Below are 21,072 nucleotides of genomic sequence, written 5' to 3'. Positions count from 1 at the left end.
CTCGTGGCCGCAGGAGCTTCGTCGCGCACCATGATGATCGAAACGCTTAAAGTCGATTTTACCGACGAACAGAAGCGCTACCTCGAAGGCTTTACGACGGGCCTGCAGATCAGCCGAGTAGGGCGCGGCCTGGGCGGTGGCACTGGTAAAGCTGGCACCGAACCGGGCGGGCCGGATGCCGCGCACATCAAAGCGCAGGACAAGGTCACAGCCTCCGGCAAAAAACTCGCCGACCAGGAAAAATTCAAACGCGAGGAGCATCCGTTCGATGCCTATCCGCGGCTGAAGCAGCAGGCGCAGGACAATGCGCCGCCGAACCCGGCGGACAATTTCCGCTGGCGCTATTACGGCCTGTTCTATGTCGCGCCGGCGCAAGATTCCTACATGTGCCGGTTGCGGATTCCGAACGGGATCCTGAAGCACTGGCAGTTCGCCGGTCTGGCGGATCTTGCCGAAAAACTCTGCGGGCCGTTTTGCCACGTCACCACGCGGGCGAACTTGCAGGTGCGCGAGATTCCGCCGAAGCACGCGGTGGCGCTGATCGAGGGCATTCAGGATCTCGGCCTGTGCTCACGCGGCACCGGCGCCGACAACATCCGCAACGTCACCGGCACGCCGACGGCCGGAATCGATCCGCAGGAGCTGTTGGACACCCGCGAATATGCGCGGGAGTGGCACTATCACATCCTCAACGATCGCTCGCTGTACGGGCTGCCGCGCAAGTTCAACGTCGCCTTCGACGGTGCCGGCAAGATCGCGGTGCTGGAAGACACCAACGACATCGCGTTCTCCGCGGTCGAGGTGAAGGATGGCTTTGGCGTCGAGCCTGGCGTCTGGTTTCGCTTGGGGCTCGGCGGCATCACCGGGCACAGGGATTTTGCCAAATACGGCGACATCATCGTCCAGCCGGCCGATGCGACGAAAGTGTCTGACGCCATCGTGCGTATCTTCATCGATCTCGGCGACCGCACCAACCGAAACAAGGCGCGGCTGAAATATGTGCTGGACGGGATGGGCCACGACAAGTTTCTCGCGCTGGTCGAGGAGCGGCTCGGCCAGCCCTTCACCCGGGTGCCGCCGGAGGCGCTGGCGCCGCGGCCGACCTTCGACCGCATGGCGCATATCGGGGTGCACAAGCAGAAGCAGGAGGGACTGAACTGGATCGGCGTCTCGTTACCGCTCGGCAAGGTCACCTGTGACCAGATGCGCGGGCTGGCCAGGATCGCGCAGGATCTCGGCGACGGCGATATCCGGCTGACGGTGTGGCAGAACTTGCTGATCCCGGGCGTACGCGATGAGAACGTCGAGCTTGCGATCGCTGCGATCAAGAAGATCGGGCTCGCGGTCGAGGCCTCGCAAATCCGTGCCGGGCTGATCGCCTGCACCGGCAATGCCGGCTGCCGGTTTGCGGCGTCGGACACCAAGCGCCATGCCGCGGAGATCGGGGACTGGTGCGAGCCGCGCGTCAACATCGACACGCCGCTCAATATCCACGTCACCGGTTGCCACCATTCCTGCGCGCAGCATTACATCAGCGATATCGGGCTGATCGCCGCGAAGGTGGATGTCGGCGAGGATGTCGATCCGGTCGAGGGCTATCACTTGTTCACCGGCGGCGGCTTTGGTCCGGATGCCGACGTCGGGCAGGAAGTCTATCACGACCTGAAGGCGGAAGACGCGCCGCAGACGGTCGAGAGACTGCTGAAGGCCTATCTCGCACATCGCGTTTCGCCCGAAGAAACTTTTCTGACATTTGCGCGCCGCCATGACGGCGAGGCGCTGCGCAAGCTGGCCGACGCTGAGGTGTCCTCATGAACCAGATCTCGCCGACGCCGAAGATCGAAATCATCCCATCCAGTGCGCCATTCTCCGAGGCGCAGCGTTCCTGGCTGAACGGGTTCTTCGCCGGACTTCTGTCGGATGCGACGCCGTTGTCGGCCGAGCAGGGCGCGTCCGTCATGGAAGGCGCGGCCGGCGACGGTGATGACGGCGAGGCGCCGTGGCACGACCAGACCATGCCGATGGCTGATCGCATGAAGCTCGCGGAAGGCCGCCCGCTGCGGCGGCGTTTCATGGCGGCGATGGCGCAGCAGGATTGCGGCCAGTGCGGCTATGACTGCCACAATTATTCCGAAGCAATTGCGAGCAAGAGCGAAGCGCGGCTCAACCTCTGCGTTCCCGGCGGCAAGGAAACCGCGCGGATGCTCAAATCGCTCTATGAGGAGATCGACAAGGCGCCGGCGGCGCCATCGTCGGGGCCATCGGCGGCATCGGCTGCGTCCGCCGTCGTGGCGGAGCCGGGACGATCGCGCGACAATCCGATCGCGGCGACCTTCCTGTCGCGGCGCCTTCTGAACAAAAAAGGTTCGGAAAAGGAGACCTGGCACATCGAGTTCGATCTGTCCGGTTGCGGGCTCGACTATGTCGTCGGCGATTCCTTCGGCATTTTCGCGCGCAATGATGTTGGCCTGGTGGACCAGGTCATCGCGTTGCTCGGCGCCTCCCACACTACCAAAGTGAATGGCAAGACGCTGCGCGAAGTCCTGATCGACGATGTGTCGCTGGCGCCGGCGCCGGACTCGCTGTTCGAACTGATCTCCTTCATCACCGGCGGCACCACCCGCGAGAAGGCGAGGGCGCTGGCGCAGGGCGAGGATCCCGACGGCGACGCAGCAACGCTCGACGTGATGGCGGTGCTGCAGAAATTCTCCGGCGTGCGTCCGCACCCCGAGGCCTTTGTCGAGGCATTGGAGCCGCTGCAACCGCGACTTTATTCGATCTCGTCGTCGCATAACGCGACGCCCGGAAAATTGTCGCTGACGGTCGATTGCGTGCGCTACGTGATCAACAAGCGCAAACGCTTAGGCCTCGCTTCGACCTTCCTGGCCGAACGCATCAATCCCGGCGATGAGCTGAAGGTCTATGTGCAGAAGGCCCATGGTTTCGCGCTGCCGACTGATCCCAAAACGCCGATCATCATGATCGGACCCGGCACCGGCGTGGCGCCGTTCCGCGCCTTCCTGCTCGATCGCCGCGCGACCGGCGCGCCGGGCAAGAACTGGCTGTTCTTCGGCCATCAGCGCAGCGATTGCGATTTCTTCTACGCCGACGAACTCAATGGCTTGAAGACATCGGGCCTGCTGACGCGGCTGTCGCTGGCGTGGTCGCGCGACGGCGACAAGAAGTTCTACGTGCAGGATCGCATGCGCGAGGTCGGCCGCGAATTGTGGACCTGGCTCGCCGAGGGCGCCAACATCTATGTCTGTGGTGACGCCAAGCGGATGGCCAAGGATGTCGAGCGCGCTTTGGTCGATATCGTCGCCCAGTTTGGCGCCCGAACCACCGATGAGGCCGTCAGTTTTGTCGGGGAATTGAAGAAAACAGGCCGGTTTCAGCAGGACGTTTACTAATCAGGGTTCCAACCGGCTCAAATCGGGCCGAATAAAATTCTCGCTCTGGTCGGGAGGAGGGGAATTTTCCCCTCGAAATGGCGCGCGCCGGAGCGGCGGCATCGCTATTTCGGCGGATATCTTGCATCCGGGCGCAAACGATATTCCATATGCATCTCATGCTGCGTTGGAGATCGACCATGCGCGAATTATCGGCGGAAGCCCGCCTGCACCTTTACGCACGTTCGGTGTCCCGCCGTTCCGGCACCGGCCTGCATACCGCCGCGCTCTACAGCGCGTTCGCGCTCATTGCCGCCATCGTGTTCGGCACGCTCTCGGTTCATCCGTTCTGAAATTTTACCTCAGGCGCGTTGGTTCGACTTGGCCGACCCTCACTTGGTCAGCGTGTTTTTGTAGATTGTGCCATCCTTCATGATGACCTTGAAGTTCTTGGCGGGGTCGGCAATCAGGTTGATGTTGTCCAGCGGATTTCCGTCGACCAGCAGCAAATCCGCCAGCGCGCCCTGTTCCACCACGCCGAGTTTTCCCGGATAGGGATTGCGCTTGCCGGACAGCGCCAGCAGTTCAGCGTTTGTCGATGTCGCCATGACCAGCGCTTCGGCAGGGGTGTACCAACGGACAAGCGAAGCCAGAATGGCCCCTTGTTGCTGCGCCAGCGCGCGGGAGAACAGCACATCGGTGCCCCACGCCGTCTTGATCTTGTACTTCTTCGCCAACTCGTAGGCCCTGGCTATGCCGGGCCAGACCTCATCCGCCTTGGCGCGCTGCACGGATCCCACCGGAAAGCCCAGCCTCAGATCCTCGGGGAGCGGTTGCAGGCTCAGCCAAACGCCATTCTCGGCGATCAGTTTGGCGGTTGCTTCGTCCATCAGGAAGCCGTGTTCGATACACTTCACGCCAGCCGCAATAGCTCCCCGGATCGCAGCCGACGTAAAGGCATGCGCGGCGACGTAGGTGCCCCAATTATCAGCCGCTTCAACCGCGGCGCGCAGTTCGGGCTCGGTGAAGGTGGTCACGTCGATCGGACTGAAGGGTGACGATACGCCGCCGCCCGCCGTCAACTTGACCTGGGAGGCGCCCTGCATGAGCTGTTCGCGCGCGCGCACGCGCACCTCGTCAGGGCTATCGGCAACTATGGCGCCACCGACCTGCTCCATGCGAGTGAGCATGCCGCCTATCGTTCGCGGCAGATCGGTCAACTGGCGGAAATCCCCATGCCCGCTCGTGATCGTGATCATGGCCCCGGACGGATAGATACGGGGTCCCTTGACGATGCCCTCATCAATGGCGTGCTTGAGACCGAACACCGGCCCGCCCACGTCGCGAACGGTGGTGAAGCCGCGCATCAGCGTGTCCGTCGCTTCGTCGCCGGCATTGAGATTGTTGAAACCGACGTCGCCGAAGGCCTGCAATGGCGTCGCCCGCGCCAGCATCGCGTGCCAATGATTGTCGATCAGGCCGGGCATCAGCGTGCGGCCGCCTCCATCGACGATCGTGGTGGTCGCGCTTCGATCGACCGGAATCGGCGTCCGGGAAATTGTTTCGATCAAATTGCCTCGAACCAACACGTTCGTCGGTTCGGACAACGACGTGCCCTTGCCGTCGAATACCCTGACATTGTTGAACAGCGTGACCGCGCCGCTGGTCTGCTGAGCTTGCGCCGCACTTGTTGAAAGAATGAGTGCGCAGACCGGTGTCGCCGATACCAATCGGCGGAAATACATGGAGACCATTTGAACCCCCAAGGAAGCCGGCTAGTCCAGAGAGCAGACAATGATATCGTCCCCCTTTGGTTGCGCCAACACATTATTGGAGGACTTAACGCGCCGCGACACATCGCGTGCTGGCGACTTTTCGCGTCTGTTCGATTCAAAATGAGTCCGTAAGGCGCCGAAGCTGATTTCCGACCGTGCCTCTGGACTTATGTATTCACACGTTGGCTCACTTGAACGGCGCGACGTCAATCCCGGCATTCTTCAACGCCTGCCTGACGCCACGGCCAATCTCGACCGCGCCCGGCGTGTCGCCGTGAATGCACACGGTGTCGGTCCGCATCTTGATCACCTTGCCGGTGACCGACACTACCGCGCCGTCCTGCACCATCCGAACCACGCGGTCGGCGATTTCCTTCGCATCGTGCAGCACGGCGCCTGGCTTCTTGCGCGACACCAGCGAGCCGTTGTCTTCATAGGCGCGGTCGGCAAATACTTCATGCACCATCGGCAGGTTGGCCGCTTCGCCGGCCTGCACCAGTTTTGAATTGGCGAGCACCACGAAGATCAGATTGGGGTCGACCGCCTTGATTCCGTTGGCGATCGCCCTCGCGGTCATGTCGTCCTCGCAGGCGACGTTGGAGATCGCGCCATGCGCCTTGACGTGGGTGACCTTGTAGCCGGCCGAGGTCGCGATCGCCTGCAGGGCGCCGATCTGGTAGGCGATCAGGTTCTCTATTTCAGATGATTTCAGGCCCGGCATCGGCCGCCGTCCAAAACCATGCAGGTCGCGATAGCCGGGGTGCGCGCCGACTGAGACGCCGCGCGCCTTCGCCAGTTCGACCGTGTGGCGCATGATGTCGGGATCGCCGGCATGAAAGCCGCAGGCGACGTTCACCGATGTCGCAAGCTCGATCATCGCGGCGTCATTGCCCATTTCCCACGCGCCAAATCCTTCGCCGAGATCGCAATTGAGGTCGATGGTTGCCATGTTGTTGGTCCGCTTCTCGTGAGTGGATTGGTTGGTCAGTCCGGGCCCGCTATATCGGCCAGAGATACCGCGTGCCAGGTTCCGGCATCGACGGCGCTGACGGCGTGGCCCGCGACATTGGCATCGTGCAGCGCATCGATGTTGAGATCAACGCTTTCGATTGATCGCAGCCGCTCGGGCAGGGTGTGCAGCAGCTCTGCAAATTTGCGCGCTTCCGCCTGTGCCTCCGCCATGCTGACGGCCCGAAAGCGAAAGCCGCGGCCGGCGGGGATCTGCGCAAACCGGCCGAAGTCAGCGGAAATCACGGTCGCGATCTTGGGATAACCGCCGCTGGTGCCGCGGTCGCGCATCAGCACAATCGGCTGGCCATTGCCGGGCACCTGCAGGCTGCCGTTGACCGTGCCGTCGGACACGATGTTGTGGCCGTGGAGATGTTTCAGCACGGGGCCTTCGAGCCGGTAGCCCATCCGGTCGCTGGTGGCCGATATCTTCCATTCGCTGTCGACAAACAGCTTTTTGGTCTCGTCGGCGAATTCGTCATCCTGCGGACCCCAGACGATGCGGATCGGCGCATCGGCTGCCGCCGGCAGTTCGATCCGCCGTTCCGCCGCGCCGTCGGCCGGCTTTGTCTGCAGTTCGTCGCCGGACTGCAGCGGGCGCGGATAGGGGCTGCCGAGGCCGGCGCGGGCATTGACGGCGAGGCTGCCGAACATCGGCTCGCCGGCAATACCGCCTTCGATCGCGAGATAGCTGAACGAGCCACCGCGCGCAAAGCCGAGTGTCAGCGTCTCGCCATCGGCCAGCGTTGCGGACGTGTCGGGTGCCACGGCACGGCCGGCGATATCGGCATTGCGCGGGGCTCCCGCCAGCGCGACGCGCACCGCGCCGCCGCGTGCGGTAAACTTTGCTCCGAAGGGGCCGACCTCGACAGCCGCCGTGAACGGCTCATTGCCAACCAGGGTATTCGCAGCCGCCAGCGCCAGCCGGTCCATCGCCCCGCTCGGCACCAGGCCGTAACGCTGGGCGCCGGGACGTCCGCCGTCCTGTACCGAACTTGCCGGGCCGATCGATGCAATGACGAGCTTGCTCATGAGGCGATCTGCTCGGCAATGAACTCGCCGGCTTCGGCGGCGCGGTCCTGCTGCGCAAAAGTCTTGGCATCGACTGACACAAAGGTGACGTTGTCACCCGGCTCCAGCAGGAAGGTCGGAGTGCGATGAAGCTGGTAGGTGCGGACCGCCGTCTGTCCCAACAGATGCCAGCCGCTCGGGCCGGCGAGGCACTGCACGCCGGTCTGGACCCCGCCGATCGAGATGGTGCCGGCCGGCGTCAGCAAGCGCGGGTTCTGCCGCCGCGGCATGTGCAGGGAGTCTGCAAGCCCGCTCAGATAGGACCAGCCGGGCGTAAAGCCGATCATCGCCACCCGGTAGTCGCCGGCGACATGCCGCGCCACGATCTCGTCGGGCGTGGTGTTGAGGGTTTTGGCGACGTCTTCGAGGTCGATGCCGTGCTCGCCGCCATAGACAACCGGAATGCGCCAGCGCCGGGTCTTTGTCGTTGCCGGCACCGGCCGCTGCGCAAGCGTGAGAATCTGTTCGCCAAGCTTGTCGAAATCGATTTGCTCGGGATCGTAATGGACCAGCAGCGAACGATAGGTCGGCACGGTCTCGGTGACGCCCATAACCGGCTCGGCGGACATGGTACGGTCGAGCGCCAGCACCCGCCGGTTGGCGGCATCGTCGATGTTGCGGCTGAACTCCACCGTGATGGCGCTGTCGCCACTCGGCAAAAGGCGGGGCGGGGGAAGCGTCGCGGCCATGGCCTCTGAACTGTCTCGCAGCTTTGGCTTTGGTTTTGAGCATGATCTCGCCGGAAAACCGGTACCCACTTTTCCGGATCATGCTCGCCTCAACCTGTAGCGTGTTTTGGGCGCGAGTGGAATTCGCTTCGCGCGAAATCAGCCAGTAAGTTCAATAAATTAATCTGCATGCCGACGATAAGATGTTGTGATCGCGCCCCTTTCCACGAGCCCTTGACGCGGCACCCGCGCTTCGCAAGATGCGCTACCTTATCGATCACCCTCCGGAGCCTGCATTCCCGATGTCCCTGTCCCCCGAAGCCCTCGCAACCCTCTCTGGCGTATCCACCGCCACCATCACCACCGTGCTGCTCAAGAAGGGCCTGCGAAACGTCTGGATGCGCGGCACCAAGCCGCTGCGGCCCGGGCAGCCGCGGCTGGTCGGACCGGCCTTTACGCTGCGCTTCGTGCCCGCGCGCGAGGATCTGGCAACGCCGGAGTCGTGGTCGTCGCCAATTTCCACCCGCACCGCGATTGAAGCGATGCCGAAGGGCTGCATTACCGTGGTCGACGCCATGGGCGTCACTGATGCCGGCATCTTCGGCGATATTCTCTGCGCGCGCATGGTCAAGCGCGGCGTTGCGGCGCTGATCACCGATGGCGTGGTGCGCGACGTCGAAGGCGTGCTCGGCACCAATCTGCCCGTGTGGTGCGACGGCTTTGCCGCACCGCCTTCGGTGGCCGGGCTGACCTTCGTCGGTTGGGGCGAGCCGATCGGCTGCGGCGGGGTTGCGGTATTTCCCAACGACATCGTTGTCGCCGACCAGGACGGCGCGGTGCTGATCCCGCAGGCGTCACTCGACCACGTGCTGGCCGAGGGACCGGAGCAGGAGCGGATGGAAGCCTGGATCGTCAACGAGGTGAACAACGGCGCGGCATTGCCCGGCCTCTATCCGATGAACGCCGAGACCAAGGCGCGCTACGCAGCCAGCAAGAAGTAGCGATATGTAGGGTGGGCTAAGCGAAGCGAGCCCACCGTCCATCGCAGTTTACGGCTCGGGTTGTGGTGGGCACGGCGCGAAGCGCGCCTTTGCCCACCCTACGAGATTCAGACACAAGTTCAGAAAAAGGAGACAACTCCATGGAGATCCATCTCGCGGGCTCCCGGCCGACGCGCCGGGCGCCGGCTGAATATTTCACCGGCACGGTGCTGCAGGATCCGATCATCCAGACCGAGGCACCGGCACGGCTGGCCTCCACGCGCGTCTCCTTTGAGCCGGGGGCGCGCACGGCCTGGCACACGCATCCGCTGGGCCAGACGCTCTACGTCATCTCAGGGGTTGGGCGGGTGCAGGCCAAAGGCGGACCGATCAGGGAAATTCGCCCCGGTGACGTCGTCTGGATTCCGCCCGGTGAAAAGCACTGGCATGGCGCTTCGCCGACCAACGCCATGACGCACATTGCCATGCAGGAAGCGGCCGACGGCAGCTATGTCACCTGGATGGAGCACGTGACCGACGCGGAATATTCGGCGAAGCTGGGTTAGGCCGCAGCCTCAAATCCGCTGCGCGGTCCAGGTGCCGGAGCACAAGGCAGCGCGCCATGTGCCCGATCCCGCCGTGCTTGTGAGAACGCCGGAGCCGACCGCGCGTTTCATGCCGCTCGCAAGAGTGACATGGATGTTGCCGGCGTCGGCGACGCGGCCGGACGCGGTTACGGTCGCGCTGTTCGAGGCGACCTGGCCGTTGCTGATTCCGATCGAGACCGACGCGCCGCTGCTGCAGGCGGCGTTCGATGAGGTAATCTGCACATTCCAGGCGCCGTCGAATGTCGCGGCTGCGGACGGTGTCGCCAAGCCCAGCGCAGCCAGCAGCGAAGCAGTTACCAGAGATTTCCGAGACGTGATCATGACGTGCCCCTTTGGTTTGGACACGATCAGGATCTCACAGCGGCTTCGTTACGACTGTGACTGTCATCACCCGTCAGGGCTCAGCGAAAAGCCCCGCGTTGCGGCGGGGCTTGGCTGAATGCACAGCAGTGTTTACCGGTCAGTTGACGCGGGTCCAGGTCTGGCCGCCGCAGAACATGCCGCCGAAGGCGCAGCCCTGAACGCGCAGGCTGTCGGTGCCCTTGAGGGCGATCGTCGAATCGTAGGTGCTGCCGGAATTCGGATCGAAGATCCGGCCGCTCCACTTGTCCTTGCCGGGCTTCATGTTGATCAGAACCTGCTCGCCGTTCTGGTTTGACTTCTTGTCGACGGAATAGCCGCAGAGATTGGCGCCGCACGCTTCGATCCGTACCTTGCCTTCCTTTTCCTCCGTCAGCCACACGCCGAGCGGTGAGTTCGCGGACGGAATTGTCGAAGCTGCCGGGGCGGCCGCCTGCTTCTGTTGCGGCGGCGGGGGCGCTGGCGCGGCAACGGGGGCAGGTGCCGGCGGCGCTGGAGCGGCTTGAGGAGCGGCAGGCGGTGCTGGCGCAGCAGTCTCCGCCGGCGCAACAGCCACCGTCGCGGTCGACGGCTCGCCTCTCGAAGTGGTGGTTGGAGCGGCCGGAGCGGGCGCGGGCGCCGGAGCGGTAGCCGCTTCAGCCGGTGCAGGTGCCGCCGGGGCTGCCGCCTCGGGCGCGGGCTGCGGAGCGGACTTCGCCTGCTGCGGCGCCTTCCTGCCCGGACGATCGAGATCGCCTTCCTCGCCACGCGGGCGCCTGGCCTTCCTGCCGGTGTTATCGTAGACGCCGGGAATCTGAACCGTGCCGCGATCAGGATCGATGGTGATGGTGCGGCCGCCATACTCGAATGTGTACTGGGCCTGCGCGCTGGTGAGGCCGCTCGCCAGCAACAGCACAGCGATAGCGAGACACTTCTTCATTGTTGCGACCTCCTGAGCAGGGAACCCCATGCCCCAAAGCTATTACGCAGCAATAGCTTCACCCAACGTGATCCAGATCACTTTCCAAGTATAAGTCGTGTACTAGCGGCTTTGGTTCAAATTCGATCGGCGTAGATTAGATAGCGCTCAATAGGCGGTCAGAATACGTGGCGCGAGCAGGGTGATCAATTCGAAGCAACACCTCCGCGAGAGGGAGGTCCGGAGCAATCGCGCTCAGCTTACAGCAACTTCTTGCTGCTGCTTGCGGAGTTTATTCCCTTGGGAGAGCGTTCACCGGATGCCGCCGCCAGTCAATTCAGGGCGTCGTAGGTAAAGTCGTCACGCGCCCGTTGTGGTCTGTGTTGGATAGCACGTACCTTGTACCGCTACACGGAACAATCATCCACTGCCGGACCCTCCCCCGCGAAGACCGACGATCAGTTCCCAAACCGCAAATGAAGGTCATATTTGCCGAGGTCACCAAATATCATGACGGTCAACGCGACCAGCCATACCGCCACAAAACATACAAAGCATAGGTCGCCCAAGACTCTTATTCTCCTAATTTCACTTTTCCGATACTTGCGAGCCAAAATATACCAGCTGAAGCTCAGCTCATCTTTTATCGATTTCTTGCTGAACAACTCTGGACGACCCACATCCTCCCATGTCGAGGTGTCGTAGCGTTTCAGGCAATTGGCTAGGCTGCGATACCCTAGACCTCCAGCTACACAAATGACTATGATCAACCCAAACGCGAATTCCTGCAAATGAGCCGCTGCCAGTTTGACGATCCCGAGTTGATCCATTCGTACACCAAGCAATCGTTCGCGCGCCACTTCAGGCGGACATTTTATTCACCCCCTTTGGGCTAACAGCCACATTGAGATGAAGGTGATGTGTAGGTGCCGCCAAAGCCCCCAGCAGTATTTGTGCCCTGTCCGTACGTTAGCGGTGAAGGTGAAATATTAATATTTGGATATTATTTTCCTGCGAAAATAGGCTTATCGAGGGTCAATCGAACCAGGCCGCATAGATTTTCCTGTAGCTGCCGTCTTCGGTTGTGATGTGCAGCCACTGATCGACAAAGGCTTTCAGCGCGACGTCACGCTGCAGCCAATAGGCCTTCTCGGCGAAGTCGAACGGTTTGTCCGGATGCACCGCGCAGAGCACGCCCGGATGCTGCTTCTGCTGGTAGCGGGTCTCGGAAGAGTCCGTCATCATCAGGTCGGCGTTGCCCTTGGCGATCTCGTCGAAAATCGTGACGTTGTCGTTCCACATCTTGATCTCGGCTTTCTTGATGTTCGCCTTAGCGAAGCGTTCGTTGGTGCCGCCGGGATTGACGATGACGCGCGTGCCTGATTTGTCGATATCGGCGATGGTTTCATATTTGCCCTGGTCGGCGCAGCGGGCGATCGGCGTCTTGCCCTCGCGCATGATCGGCGTCGAGAACATTCCCTTCTTCTGCCGGTCGAGGGTGATTGAGACGCCGCCCATCGCGATATCGAAATTGTCGGCTTCGAAATCCTTCATCAGCTGCGACCACGCCGTCTGAACGAACTCGACCTTGACGCCGAGCGCCTTGCCAAGCGCTTCCGCCATGTCGACGTCGAAGCCGGTAAATTTCGACGTCGTCTTGTCGAAATGGGTGAAGGGACGATAGTCGCCGGTCATACCGACCCGCAGCGTGCCGCGCTTGATGATGTCGTCGAGGCGGGAATTCGCCGGTTGCTGCGCGTGGGCGACAACGGTCCACAGGACAGCCATTGCAAGACTAACGAACACTCGAAACATCAGGTCTTCTCCGCCGGCAAATTAGATGACACTCTGGAGCGATGGCGCCGATTTAAACCAGATATCGCGGTGGTGCCAGCCGGAGAAATCGAAACGTGACCCTCTCGCTCCACGAAGCTTCCGTCGGTGTGTTCGTGCCGTATCTCGGGAATCTGTCGGCTCTTCTGGACCACGCCTCGGCACACGCCGAAGCCCGAAACATCGATCCCGCTGTCCTCCTGAACATTCGGCTCTCACCCACCATGTACAGCCTCAAGCAGCAGGTGGGAGAGGCCAATCGGCATGCGACGGTTGCCGGCGCGCTGCTGGCCGGTCGTGCTCCCTACACATTTTCAGACGCCGAGCCCGACATCGACGAGCTCAAGGCGCGGATATCAGCGGCGATCGATTTCGTGCGGGGCCTGCCACGTGCCGAGATCGACGCCGCAACCGACAAGGAAGTCGCTTTCACGTTCAAGAACGGCGCCCAGCGAACATTCACCGGGAAATCGCTGCTGTTCACGTTCAGCGTTCCGCAGTTCTTCTTTCATGTCACGACGGCCTACGACATCCTGCGCCATGCCGGTGTCGATATTGCCAAGAAGGATTTTCTGGGACCGCCGAGATGATGCCAGGGGCACATCGATGATGCCAAGGGGCACATCGATGATACCAGGGGCACATCCAAGATGATGCCCAGCGGCGTATCCTGGGGACGCACAGGAAAACGTCGGCCGTTACACCACGCTGGAGTCTTTGTGCACCGAATTGGCGCCCGCGCTTCGTCCGCTCATTTCGCTCTTCAACTGCTCGAAGCGCCGGCGAGCTTCGCTTTCGCGATAATCGACAAGCTGGATCGCAGCGTCACGGTCAAGCGGCCCGGTGACGAGCGGACTTGAATTCTCGCCGATGGTCTCATCGACATAGTAGTCGCCATTGTCGAGGCGCACCGTCCACTTGAAGCGGATCGCGGCCATCGGCCCGGGACCAGTCTTGCAATATCCATGCGCTTCGATGGGCGGATGGGCTACGGGGAGGGGCGGAGGGGCCACGGGAGTTTGCTCCTTGACCGCGGGCTTTTGGGATTCTCTGGAGGTCTCGACTCTATCGAGAATGCTTGCAATGGCCGCCAGCGCATGGTCGGTCGGGTCGCTTTGAGCCACGATTTAGGCCTCCGGATCGAGTTATGTCTCCGGAATCAGTGTCCCACTTCCGCCCCGGTGCATTTTCTCAGTGCCGATAAGGCTGCGCTTTGTCAAATCTTGGCGTTTTTGCGGCGACGGTTATGCACAAACCGGAGGTAACCTGTTCTTCCAGGGGCGCGCCTGTTCGAGCTGACCGGCCAGCCTGAACAGCGTCGCCTCATCGCCGAACCGGCCCGCGAACATCATGCCCAGCGGCAATCCGGCCTTGTTCCACGCCAGCGGCACCGACATCGCCGGCTGCCCGGACATGTTGAACATGGAAGTACCCGGAATATAGCGGCGCAGGATCGGCACAATGTGAGAGAGGTCATTCGACATGCTGTCGAGTTCGCCGATGCGCAACGGCGGCGAACACAGTGTTGGACTCAGGAAGACGTCGCAGCTCTCGAAGAAGGTGGCAAGCGAGCGCGAAATCTGGAAGGCAGCAAGCTGGGCAGCGACATAGTCGGTCGCGGTGGTCTTTTGCGCGTTATGAGCGAACGCCAGCGTCAATATCTCGAAATCGTTTTCCGTAGCCGTGCGCCCGAGCCTTTGCTCGATCAGCCGCACCGTCAGCGCCGTGTTAGCGCCGACGATGGTGGTCATGGCCGCAGCCGGATCAGCGGGAAGCACCGGGGCCTGTTCCTCAACGTGATGGCCGAGCCCCGCCAGCAGCCCCGCAACCTCGCGCACCGCCGCCGCGATTTCCGGATCGATGGCGTCGCCATACGGCGATTTGTCAGTGAAGGCGATGCGGAGCCGACCCGGCTCGCGGCCGACTTCCTGCGAAAACGGCCGCTCCGGCGGTGGCGCCACATAGGGGCTCGACGCTTCAGGCCCATGGATCCCGTCCATCATGACCGCGCTGTCGCGCACGCTGATGCTCACGACGTGGCCGCAGGCAAATCCGCCCCAGCCTTCGCCGCGATCGGGGCCGAGCGGATTGCGCGCCCGGGTCGGCTTCAGGCCGAATACGCCGGAGGCGGAGGCGGGGATCCGGATCGAGCCGCCGCCATCGCTGGCATGCGCGACGGGGAGGATGCGGGCGGCAACCGCCGCCGCTGCACCGCCCGATGACCCACCGGAAGAATGCTCGAGATTCCAGGGATTGCGGGTCGGCCCGTGCAGGCGCGACTCTGTCGTCGGCATCAGACCGAATTCGGGACTGGAGCTCTTGCCGAAGATCGAGACACCGGTATCGAGGAAGCGCTGCGCCAGCGTGCCGTTGTGGTCGGCTACAAAGTCCTTCAGGACCGTGGCTCCTGAGGTTGTACGCGTACCCTCCAGGAGGTCGAGATCCTTCAGGAGGAACGGCACGCCGGTAAACGGGCCATCGGGCAGGCCGCGCTCGATCTGGCGTTCGGCATAGTCGTGATGCTTGACGACGACGGCGTTGATCTGTGGATCGACCTTCGCGGTACGGGCGATGGCCTCGTCGAGCAATTCCCTGGCCGAGACGTCCTTCTTCCGAACCAATTCCGCAAGGCCGACCGCGTCGTAATTGCCGTATTCCTTGAAGGCCATGCGCACACCTCGCTTGCCGGCCGGTCGGTGGACCGGCCGTGCCTGGGTCAATGACGAACCGATTAGCCGAGTACATCCTGATTGATCACGTTCTGCCGCAGCGGATCGCCGTCCAGCACGCTCAGAATGTTGCGAGCAGTCTGCTCGCTCATTCGGTCCACGGCTTCCACCGTGACGCCTGCGACATGCGGCGCCATGATGACGTTCGGAAGGGCAAACAATGCGTGACCGGCCGGCGGCGGCTCCTGCTCGAAAACGTCAAGGCCCGCGCCGGCAAGCTTGCGCGATGAAAGCGCGGCATGAAGCGCGGCCTCGTCGACGATGCCGCCACGCGCCGTGTTGATCAGGAACGCCGTCGGCTTCATGCGCTTTAGCCTGTCGGCGTTGAACATGCCGATCGTCTCCGGGTTCTTCGGGCAATGGATGCTGACGAAGTCGGCGCGCGGCAAAGCGGCGTCGAGGTCGGCAACCGGCTCGCAGCCGGCAGCCTTGATGTCGGCGGCGGGCTTGTAGGGGTCGAAAACCAGGACGTTCATTTCCATCGCGAGGCAGCGCTTGGCAGTGCGGGTGCCGATCCGCCCAAAACCTGCGATCAGCACCGTCTTGCCGAACAGGTCGTAGGGCAGCATCCCGAGCCTGTCAGGCCATCTATTGTCCCTCACCAGCGAATGCATTTCTGTCGCGCGCTTGGCGAGCGTCAGCATCATGAACAGCGCGCATTCGGCGACCGAGGGTGAATTGGCGGTGCCTGCGACCATCAGCGGGACCCTGCGGCGGCTCAGGGCAGGGACGTCGACGGCATCGAACCCGACCCCGATCCTGGTCACGACGAGCATGTCTTTGGAGGACTCAAGCTCGGGTTCACCGAAGCGGGTGCCGCCAAGCGCAACGCCATGCACCGGCGCATGCTCCTTCAGCCTGGCGTTGAAATCCGCCTGCGAGATCATGTTGGGAAATTCGACCAGATCGATGTCGTCCCGCGCGTTGAGCAGCGCTCTTCCCTGCTGCGACATTGATTCAGTAATGAAGATTTTCTTCTTGTTGGTAGCCATTTCCTGCCCTTGGGTCTTGCAATTGCGCCGTCAAAGGACGACGCCGGTGACCTCATTTAGCAGGTGCATGTTATTGAGGTCCACAGCCAATCGAAGCGGGCCGCCGTCGCGCGCGCCGGCGTTGGGATTGACCCGGCCGCAGACCAGCGTGCCGTCCATCGTAAAATAGATCAGCGTCTCCATTCCCATCGGTTCGGTCACGTCGAGCACCGTGTCGAAGTTCTCCACGCCCGGCTCCGAATGCTGCTTGGCCTCGGTGATATGCTCGGGTCGCAGCCCCAGCAGCAATTTGTCGGTGCGCGGAATGCCCTGATAGCGAGCGGCGCGGGCCGGCGGCAGCGGGAAGACGATGCGATCGGTCAGCCGGACGTGCAACTTGCCGGCAAGATCCTCCAGTCGGCACGGAATGAAGTTCATCGCCGGCGAGCCGATGAAGCTGGCGACGAATTTCGTCGCCGGCTTGTGATAAAGCTCGTTCGGCGTGCCGATCTGCTCGATCCGGCCGTGGTTCATCACCACGACGCGGTCGGCCAGCGTCATTGCCTCCACCTGGTCGTGCGTCACGTAGACCGTCGTGGTGCGCACCTTCTGGTGCACCTTCTTGATCTCGATCCGCATCTGCACGCGCAGCTTGGCGTCGAGGTTCGACAGCGGCTCATCGAACAGAAACACCTTCGGGTTGCGCACGATGGCGCGGCCCATGGCGACGCGCTGACGCTGACCGCCGGACAACTGCTTCGGCTTGCGGTCGACCAGTTCGACGATGTCGAGCATGCGCGCGGCCTCGTCGATGCGGCTCTTGATCTCGGCCTTCGGATAACGCTTCAACCGCAGTCCGAACGACATGTTTTCGGCGACCGTCATGTGCGGGTAGAGCGCGTAGTTCTGGAACACCATCGCGATATCGCGATCCTTCGGCGGCACGTCGTTGACGACGTCGCCGCCGATCATGATGTCCCCGTCGGAAATGTCTTCGAGGCCGGCGATCATCCGCAGCGTGGTCGACTTGCCGCAGCCCGACGGTCCCACCAGCACGACAAACTCATGGTCGGCGATATCGAGATCGATGCCGCGCACCGCCTCGACCTCGTCATAACGCTTCACCACCTTACGCAACGTCACGTCAGCCATGAGATCAGCCCTTTGTCGCACCGGCGGTCAGGCCGGCAATGTAATAGTCCATCAGGAAGGCGTAGATGATGAGTGGAGGCGCAGCGCCGAGCAGGGCGCCGGTCATGATCTGTCCCCAATTGAAGACGTCGCCCTTGATCAGAGTGGTAATGATGCCGACCGGCAGCACCAGCTGGTCCGTGGATGTGGTGAACACGAGCGGATAGAGGAACTGCGCCCACGAGACCGTGAAAGCGAAGATGGTGGCGGCGATAATTCCCGGCAGCGCCACCGGAATGAAGATCCGTGTCAGCGTCTGAAACCAGGAAGCACCGTCGATGATGGCCGCTTCGTCCAGCTCCTTCGGGATCGAGGCGAAATAGCCGATCATGATCCAGGTGCAGAACGGCACCGTCAGTGTCGGATAGATGAACAGCAGGACGTACCAGCGGTTGATCAGCTGGATACCGGTCCAGTCTCCGAACAGGGCGAACACCTTGAACAACGGAATGAACAGCAAGCTGTCGGGGATCAGGTAGGTCAGGAATACGCCCGTAGCCAGCGTCGCCGAACCCCAAAACCGCATCCGCGCCAGCGCGAACGCTGCCGGCACGCTGATCAGCATGGTGATGGTGACCACGAAGATCGAGACCAGGGCGGAATTCCAAAAGAACCGCAGGAACTGGTTCGACGTCAGGAGCCCGATGTAATTGTCGAGGGTTGGATGAAAGACCCACCATGGATTGGTAGCCGCCGATATCTCCGCGCTGCTCTTGAGCGAGGTGATCAGCATGTAAATCGGCGGCAGCAGCGAGAAGATCGCAAACAGCGTCAGGAAGAAATACGACCAGCGCAGCGCCCAGGTCCGGTCGCGGCTCATGCTTCCATACTTGACGTTGCGGGATGGCGCAGCCTTGTCGATCGTTACACTGCTCATCAGGATTCATTCCCGCGTTTGTTGACGTCGCGCAGGATGAAGATCGCTGCGACCGCAAGGATCGGCACCATGAACAGGGAGACGCTGGCGCCGAGCGGAATGTCGCTGCCTTCGATGCCGATCCTGAAGGCCCAGGTGGCAAAGATGTGGGTGTGGTCCAGCGGTCCACCGGCGGTGAGAATTCGTACGATGTCGAAATTGGCGAAGGTGACGATCAGCGAAAACAGCGTCGTGATCGCAATGATGTTGCGCATCATCGGCAGCGTCACGTACCAGATCCGCTGCCACCAATTGGCGCCGTCAATCGCGGCCGCTTCATAGAGCTGCTCGGGCACCGATTTCAGCGACGCCAGATACATGATCATGAAGAACGGCGCGCCGTACCAGACGTTGACCAGAATGACCGAGAAGCGCGCCCAGGTGGCGTCGCCGGTCCACGGGATCGGCCCGATTCCGAAAAACGACAGCGTATAGTTGAAGGCACTGTAAGAGGGGTCGAACAGCCACAGCCATGCCAGCGTGCTCATGGCGGGCGGGATCACCCATGGCACCAGCAGCATGCCGCGCCATTTGCGTTGGCCCTTGGCCGGAATGTTGTGCACAAAATGCGCGACGATGAAGCCGATCAACGCTTTGAAAACCACCGCCGTGACCGCGAAGATGCAGGATTGCTTGACCACCAGCCAGAAGGTGTCGCGCTTGAACAGGAATTCGAAATTGCCGAGGCCGACGAACCGCTGCATCGACTTGTTGAGGGTGGCCAGATGAACCGAATAGATCGCGGGATATAGCACCAGCAGCGCGATGAGGATGATCAGCGGTAGCGTCATCAGGAAGGCTGAGGTGGATTTTCGCCTCAGCGTCTTCTGCAGGCTGGAGCGCTTTCGCGCCGGCTGCGTTGCGCCAACACGGTCCGGCTGCAATGCGACATCAGCCATGATGCATCTTCCTCGCGCGAGTTATTTCAACAGATTCCATTTTCAAAGCGCCCGGGAGCCGGCATGCCGTCGGCTCTCGACCGTGAAGGGAAGATCGCCGCGCGCGGATCGCAAATTGCGAGCCGTTGCGGCGATACTTCTGGCGCCCTAGCTTCGCATGAAGCCTTCGCACTCGCCTTCGGCCCAGGCGAGGGTCTTTTCCATCGCCTCGCCCTGATGATAGCGCAGGCACATTTTTGTCAGCGTGGCCTGAGCGTAAATCTGCTGGGCGATCTTGGGCGGCGCCGGAGAGGCTGCGATCGACAGCGTCTGGTGCTTGTAGGGGTTCGGGTAGTGATAGAGCGTGCCCTTCGGCGGGCCCTCTTCCTGCCAGACCTTCAACGTCGTCAGCTTCTCATAGGCGGGCAGATCGTAGCCGCCGCTCGCCGTCACCATCTTTTCGATGGCCGCCGGCTTCGACAACTGAACCAGCAGCCTCTTCGCCGCCTCCTTGTTCTTGGAGAAGTTCCAGATGCTCCAGTAATAGGGCAGATAAGGCGCAAAGCGCCCCTTCGGTCCGGCCGGGAAGCCGTGGGTCCAGCATTGCTCGGCAACCTGCGGCGCGTCGCGTTTGGCGACGGCCCAGGCGCTCGGCGGATTCATGATCATCGCGCCCCGGCCGGAGACCAGCCATTTGTTGTTGGACGCGTCGTCCCAGGCCGCGACGTCGGGCGGCAGGAAGCTGATGAGCTTCTTGTAATACTCCAGCGCCTGACGGACCGCGTCGGTCTTGACGGTGAGGTTACCCTTGGCGTCGACGAGCTGGGCGCCGAACGACAGGAAGATCGCGCCGGCGGTATCGACGTTGTCGGTGGTCTCACCAAGGCCGATGCCGAACGGCACACCACCCTTGTGGCAGGCCTCGGCCGCCTTCAAGAATGTTTCGAGATTCCAGTTATCGGCCTTCGGTTCGGCGCCGGCCGGATACATCTCCTGCACGTCGATGCCGGCGTGCTTCTTCATCAGGTCGATGCGCGAGCAGGGGCCCTTGATCTGACTGCCGACGCAGGCGGGAACGCCGAGCCATTTGTTGCCTGCCTTGCCCAGATAGGTCACGGTGCCGTTGACTTCGCCGTTCTCGGCGATGATCGGGCCCATGAGGTCGGCGACGTCTTCCAATTGCTCGGCGTTGGCGTGGGCCCACCATGTCGGCATCGCGAAGATGTCGTGACCGGACTTTGCCTGCGCTTCGGCGGCAATGGTCAGCAGGTTCTTGTTACCCTGGCTCGGAATGTAGTCGATGGTGACTTCGACCTTTTCCTTTTCTGCCCATTCATTGACCAGATCGGTGGAAGCCTTGTTTGCGCCAGGAACCCAATGGTCCCAGAAACCGATCGTGAGCTTGCCGGCGGCGTGGGCACCACGCACATAAGGTGCGCTAATGAGTGCAGCGGATGATAGCGCGGTTGCAGCAACGAATTGTCGGCGAGAAAGCTTCTTGCGTAGCATGACGTCTCCCCTTTGCTGAGCCAGATTTTGCTTCTTGTTTTTCGTCTCCGTCCGGCGTGGAGCCGTCAGAAGACGGCGGCCAGCGGAGATTTTTGTAATCGGATCAGACCAGAATTGTTTGCCTCTGTCGAGAAAACACAGCGGTGGCCGGCATTGAACTAACGTTGCGTGGAAATTCCGGACGGCGGGAGCGACGATATCTTTCTTCCGGATCGTCAATAATGGACGCGGTAATATTGCGCCGCACACTTTTGTCACCGATCCAGCCGCAGGGGTGTGCGATTGCGC

The 21,072-nt window shown here is 62.0% G+C and carries 21 protein-coding genes; 6 read left to right on the top strand and 15 right to left on the bottom strand.

Annotated features, from left to right (window positions below; genetic code table 11):
• The first annotated feature begins 30 nt into the window (after window positions 1-30).
• The 3 genes from ACPPVP_RS23620 to ACPPVP_RS23610 all read left to right on the top strand — a co-directional run bounded on the left by ACPPVP_RS23620 (window position 31) and on the right by ACPPVP_RS23610 (window position 3,742).
• On the top strand, window positions 31-1,815 hold the full coding sequence (locus ACPPVP_RS23620; RefSeq protein WP_426524924.1) for a NirA family protein: 1,785 nt from the start codon (window positions 31-33) through the stop codon (window positions 1,813-1,815).
• Window positions 1,812-3,410 carry a sulfite reductase subunit alpha gene (locus ACPPVP_RS23615; RefSeq protein ID WP_426524922.1) on the top strand — a complete coding sequence of 533 codons (1,599 nt, stop codon included), beginning with the start codon at window positions 1,812-1,814 and terminating at the stop codon, window positions 3,408-3,410. Before ACPPVP_RS23620 ends, ACPPVP_RS23615 begins: the two co-directional genes overlap by 4 nt.
• A gap of 179 nt (window positions 3,411-3,589) precedes the next feature.
• A complete protein-coding gene (locus tag ACPPVP_RS23610) occupies window positions 3,590-3,742 on the top strand; it encodes a hypothetical protein (protein WP_247777853.1) in 153 nt (50 codons plus the stop codon).
• A 39-nt stretch (window positions 3,743-3,781) separates the two neighbouring features.
• Here the strand turns inward: ACPPVP_RS23610 and ACPPVP_RS23605 are convergent, their stop codons facing one another.
• The 4 genes from ACPPVP_RS23605 to pxpB form a co-directional block, all read right to left on the bottom strand.
• Window positions 3,782-5,134 (bottom strand): amidohydrolase family protein, encoded by a 1,353-nt coding sequence (locus tag ACPPVP_RS23605; RefSeq protein WP_426538020.1) that lies wholly within the window; start codon window positions 5,132-5,134, stop codon window positions 3,782-3,784.
• A gap of 217 nt (window positions 5,135-5,351) precedes the next feature.
• Window positions 5,352-6,113, bottom strand: coding sequence for a LamB/YcsF family protein (locus ACPPVP_RS23600; RefSeq protein ID WP_426524920.1), 762 nt, complete (start codon window positions 6,111-6,113; stop codon window positions 5,352-5,354).
• A 35-nt stretch (window positions 6,114-6,148) separates the two neighbouring features.
• The gene (locus tag ACPPVP_RS23595; RefSeq protein ID WP_426524918.1) at window positions 6,149-7,204 is read right to left on the bottom strand and encodes a biotin-dependent carboxyltransferase family protein; all 1,056 of its coding nucleotides are present in this window, start codon (window positions 7,202-7,204) and stop codon (window positions 6,149-6,151) included.
• Window positions 7,201-7,932 (bottom strand): 5-oxoprolinase subunit PxpB, encoded by a 732-nt coding sequence (gene pxpB / locus ACPPVP_RS23590; protein ID WP_426524916.1) that lies wholly within the window; start codon window positions 7,930-7,932, stop codon window positions 7,201-7,203. Before pxpB ends, ACPPVP_RS23595 begins: the two co-directional genes overlap by 4 nt.
• 281 nt (window positions 7,933-8,213) lie before the next feature.
• Here pxpB and ACPPVP_RS23585 point away from each other — a divergent pair, with 281 nt between their 5' ends.
• Window positions 8,214-8,912, top strand: a complete 699-nt coding sequence (locus ACPPVP_RS23585; protein WP_426524914.1) for a ribonuclease activity regulator RraA — start codon at window positions 8,214-8,216, stop codon at window positions 8,910-8,912.
• A 140-nt stretch (window positions 8,913-9,052) separates the two neighbouring features.
• Window positions 9,053-9,457 (top strand): (R)-mandelonitrile lyase, encoded by a 405-nt coding sequence (locus tag ACPPVP_RS23580; RefSeq protein WP_426524912.1) that lies wholly within the window; start codon window positions 9,053-9,055, stop codon window positions 9,455-9,457.
• A gap of 9 nt (window positions 9,458-9,466) precedes the next feature.
• Here ACPPVP_RS23580 and ACPPVP_RS23575 read toward each other — a convergent pair whose 3' ends face one another.
• From ACPPVP_RS23575 to ACPPVP_RS23560, 4 genes are all read right to left on the bottom strand, one after another.
• Window positions 9,467-9,820: a hypothetical protein gene (locus ACPPVP_RS23575; RefSeq protein ID WP_426524910.1), complete on the bottom strand. Its 354-nt coding sequence runs from the start codon at window positions 9,818-9,820 to the stop codon at window positions 9,467-9,469.
• A 139-nt stretch (window positions 9,821-9,959) separates the two neighbouring features.
• Complete coding sequence (locus ACPPVP_RS23570) at window positions 9,960-10,778, bottom strand: DUF2147 domain-containing protein (protein WP_426524908.1); 819 nt, start codon at window positions 10,776-10,778, stop codon at window positions 9,960-9,962.
• 437 nt (window positions 10,779-11,215) lie between these two features.
• Window positions 11,216-11,587 carry a hypothetical protein gene (locus ACPPVP_RS23565; protein ID WP_426524906.1) on the bottom strand — a complete coding sequence of 124 codons (372 nt, stop codon included), beginning with the start codon at window positions 11,585-11,587 and terminating at the stop codon, window positions 11,216-11,218.
• A gap of 205 nt (window positions 11,588-11,792) precedes the next feature.
• Window positions 11,793-12,572, bottom strand: a complete 780-nt coding sequence (locus ACPPVP_RS23560; protein WP_426524904.1) for a transporter substrate-binding domain-containing protein — start codon at window positions 12,570-12,572, stop codon at window positions 11,793-11,795.
• 95 nt (window positions 12,573-12,667) lie between these two features.
• Between ACPPVP_RS23560 and ACPPVP_RS23555 the strand changes: the two genes are divergently transcribed.
• Entirely contained in the window at window positions 12,668-13,180 is a 513-nt protein-coding gene (locus ACPPVP_RS23555) for a DUF1993 domain-containing protein (RefSeq protein WP_426524902.1), read from the top strand.
• Between the two features lie 108 nt (window positions 13,181-13,288).
• Here ACPPVP_RS23555 and ACPPVP_RS23550 read toward each other — a convergent pair whose 3' ends face one another.
• The 7 genes from ACPPVP_RS23550 to ACPPVP_RS23520 form a co-directional block, all read right to left on the bottom strand.
• On the bottom strand, window positions 13,289-13,603 hold the full coding sequence (locus ACPPVP_RS23550; protein WP_426524900.1) for a hypothetical protein: 315 nt from the start codon (window positions 13,601-13,603) through the stop codon (window positions 13,289-13,291).
• Between the two features lie 231 nt (window positions 13,604-13,834).
• A complete protein-coding gene (locus tag ACPPVP_RS23545) occupies window positions 13,835-15,259 on the bottom strand; it encodes an amidase (RefSeq protein WP_426524898.1) in 1,425 nt (474 codons plus the stop codon).
• A gap of 62 nt (window positions 15,260-15,321) precedes the next feature.
• The gene (locus tag ACPPVP_RS23540) at window positions 15,322-16,311 is read right to left on the bottom strand and encodes a hydroxyacid dehydrogenase (protein WP_426524896.1); all 990 of its coding nucleotides are present in this window, start codon (window positions 16,309-16,311) and stop codon (window positions 15,322-15,324) included.
• A 30-nt stretch (window positions 16,312-16,341) separates the two neighbouring features.
• Window positions 16,342-17,442, bottom strand: coding sequence for an ABC transporter ATP-binding protein (locus ACPPVP_RS23535; RefSeq protein WP_426524894.1), 1,101 nt, complete (start codon window positions 17,440-17,442; stop codon window positions 16,342-16,344).
• 4 nt (window positions 17,443-17,446) lie between these two features.
• The gene (locus tag ACPPVP_RS23530; protein ID WP_426524892.1) at window positions 17,447-18,358 is read right to left on the bottom strand and encodes a carbohydrate ABC transporter permease; all 912 of its coding nucleotides are present in this window, start codon (window positions 18,356-18,358) and stop codon (window positions 17,447-17,449) included.
• A complete protein-coding gene (locus ACPPVP_RS23525; protein WP_426524890.1) occupies window positions 18,358-19,296 on the bottom strand; it encodes a carbohydrate ABC transporter permease in 939 nt (312 codons plus the stop codon). The genes ACPPVP_RS23530 and ACPPVP_RS23525 overlap by 1 nt, the downstream gene beginning before the upstream one ends.
• Before the next feature lie 147 nt (window positions 19,297-19,443).
• A complete protein-coding gene (locus tag ACPPVP_RS23520; protein ID WP_426524888.1) occupies window positions 19,444-20,784 on the bottom strand; it encodes an ABC transporter substrate-binding protein in 1,341 nt (446 codons plus the stop codon).
• Window positions 20,785-21,072 lie beyond the last annotated feature (288 nt).

Source organism: Bradyrhizobium sp. McL0615 (assembly GCF_049993905.1).
In the GTDB taxonomy this organism is placed as follows: domain Bacteria; phylum Pseudomonadota; class Alphaproteobacteria; order Rhizobiales; family Xanthobacteraceae; genus Bradyrhizobium.
Note: the sequence above shows the minus strand (reverse complement) of the source record. Positions and strands in the feature narration are given on the sequence as shown.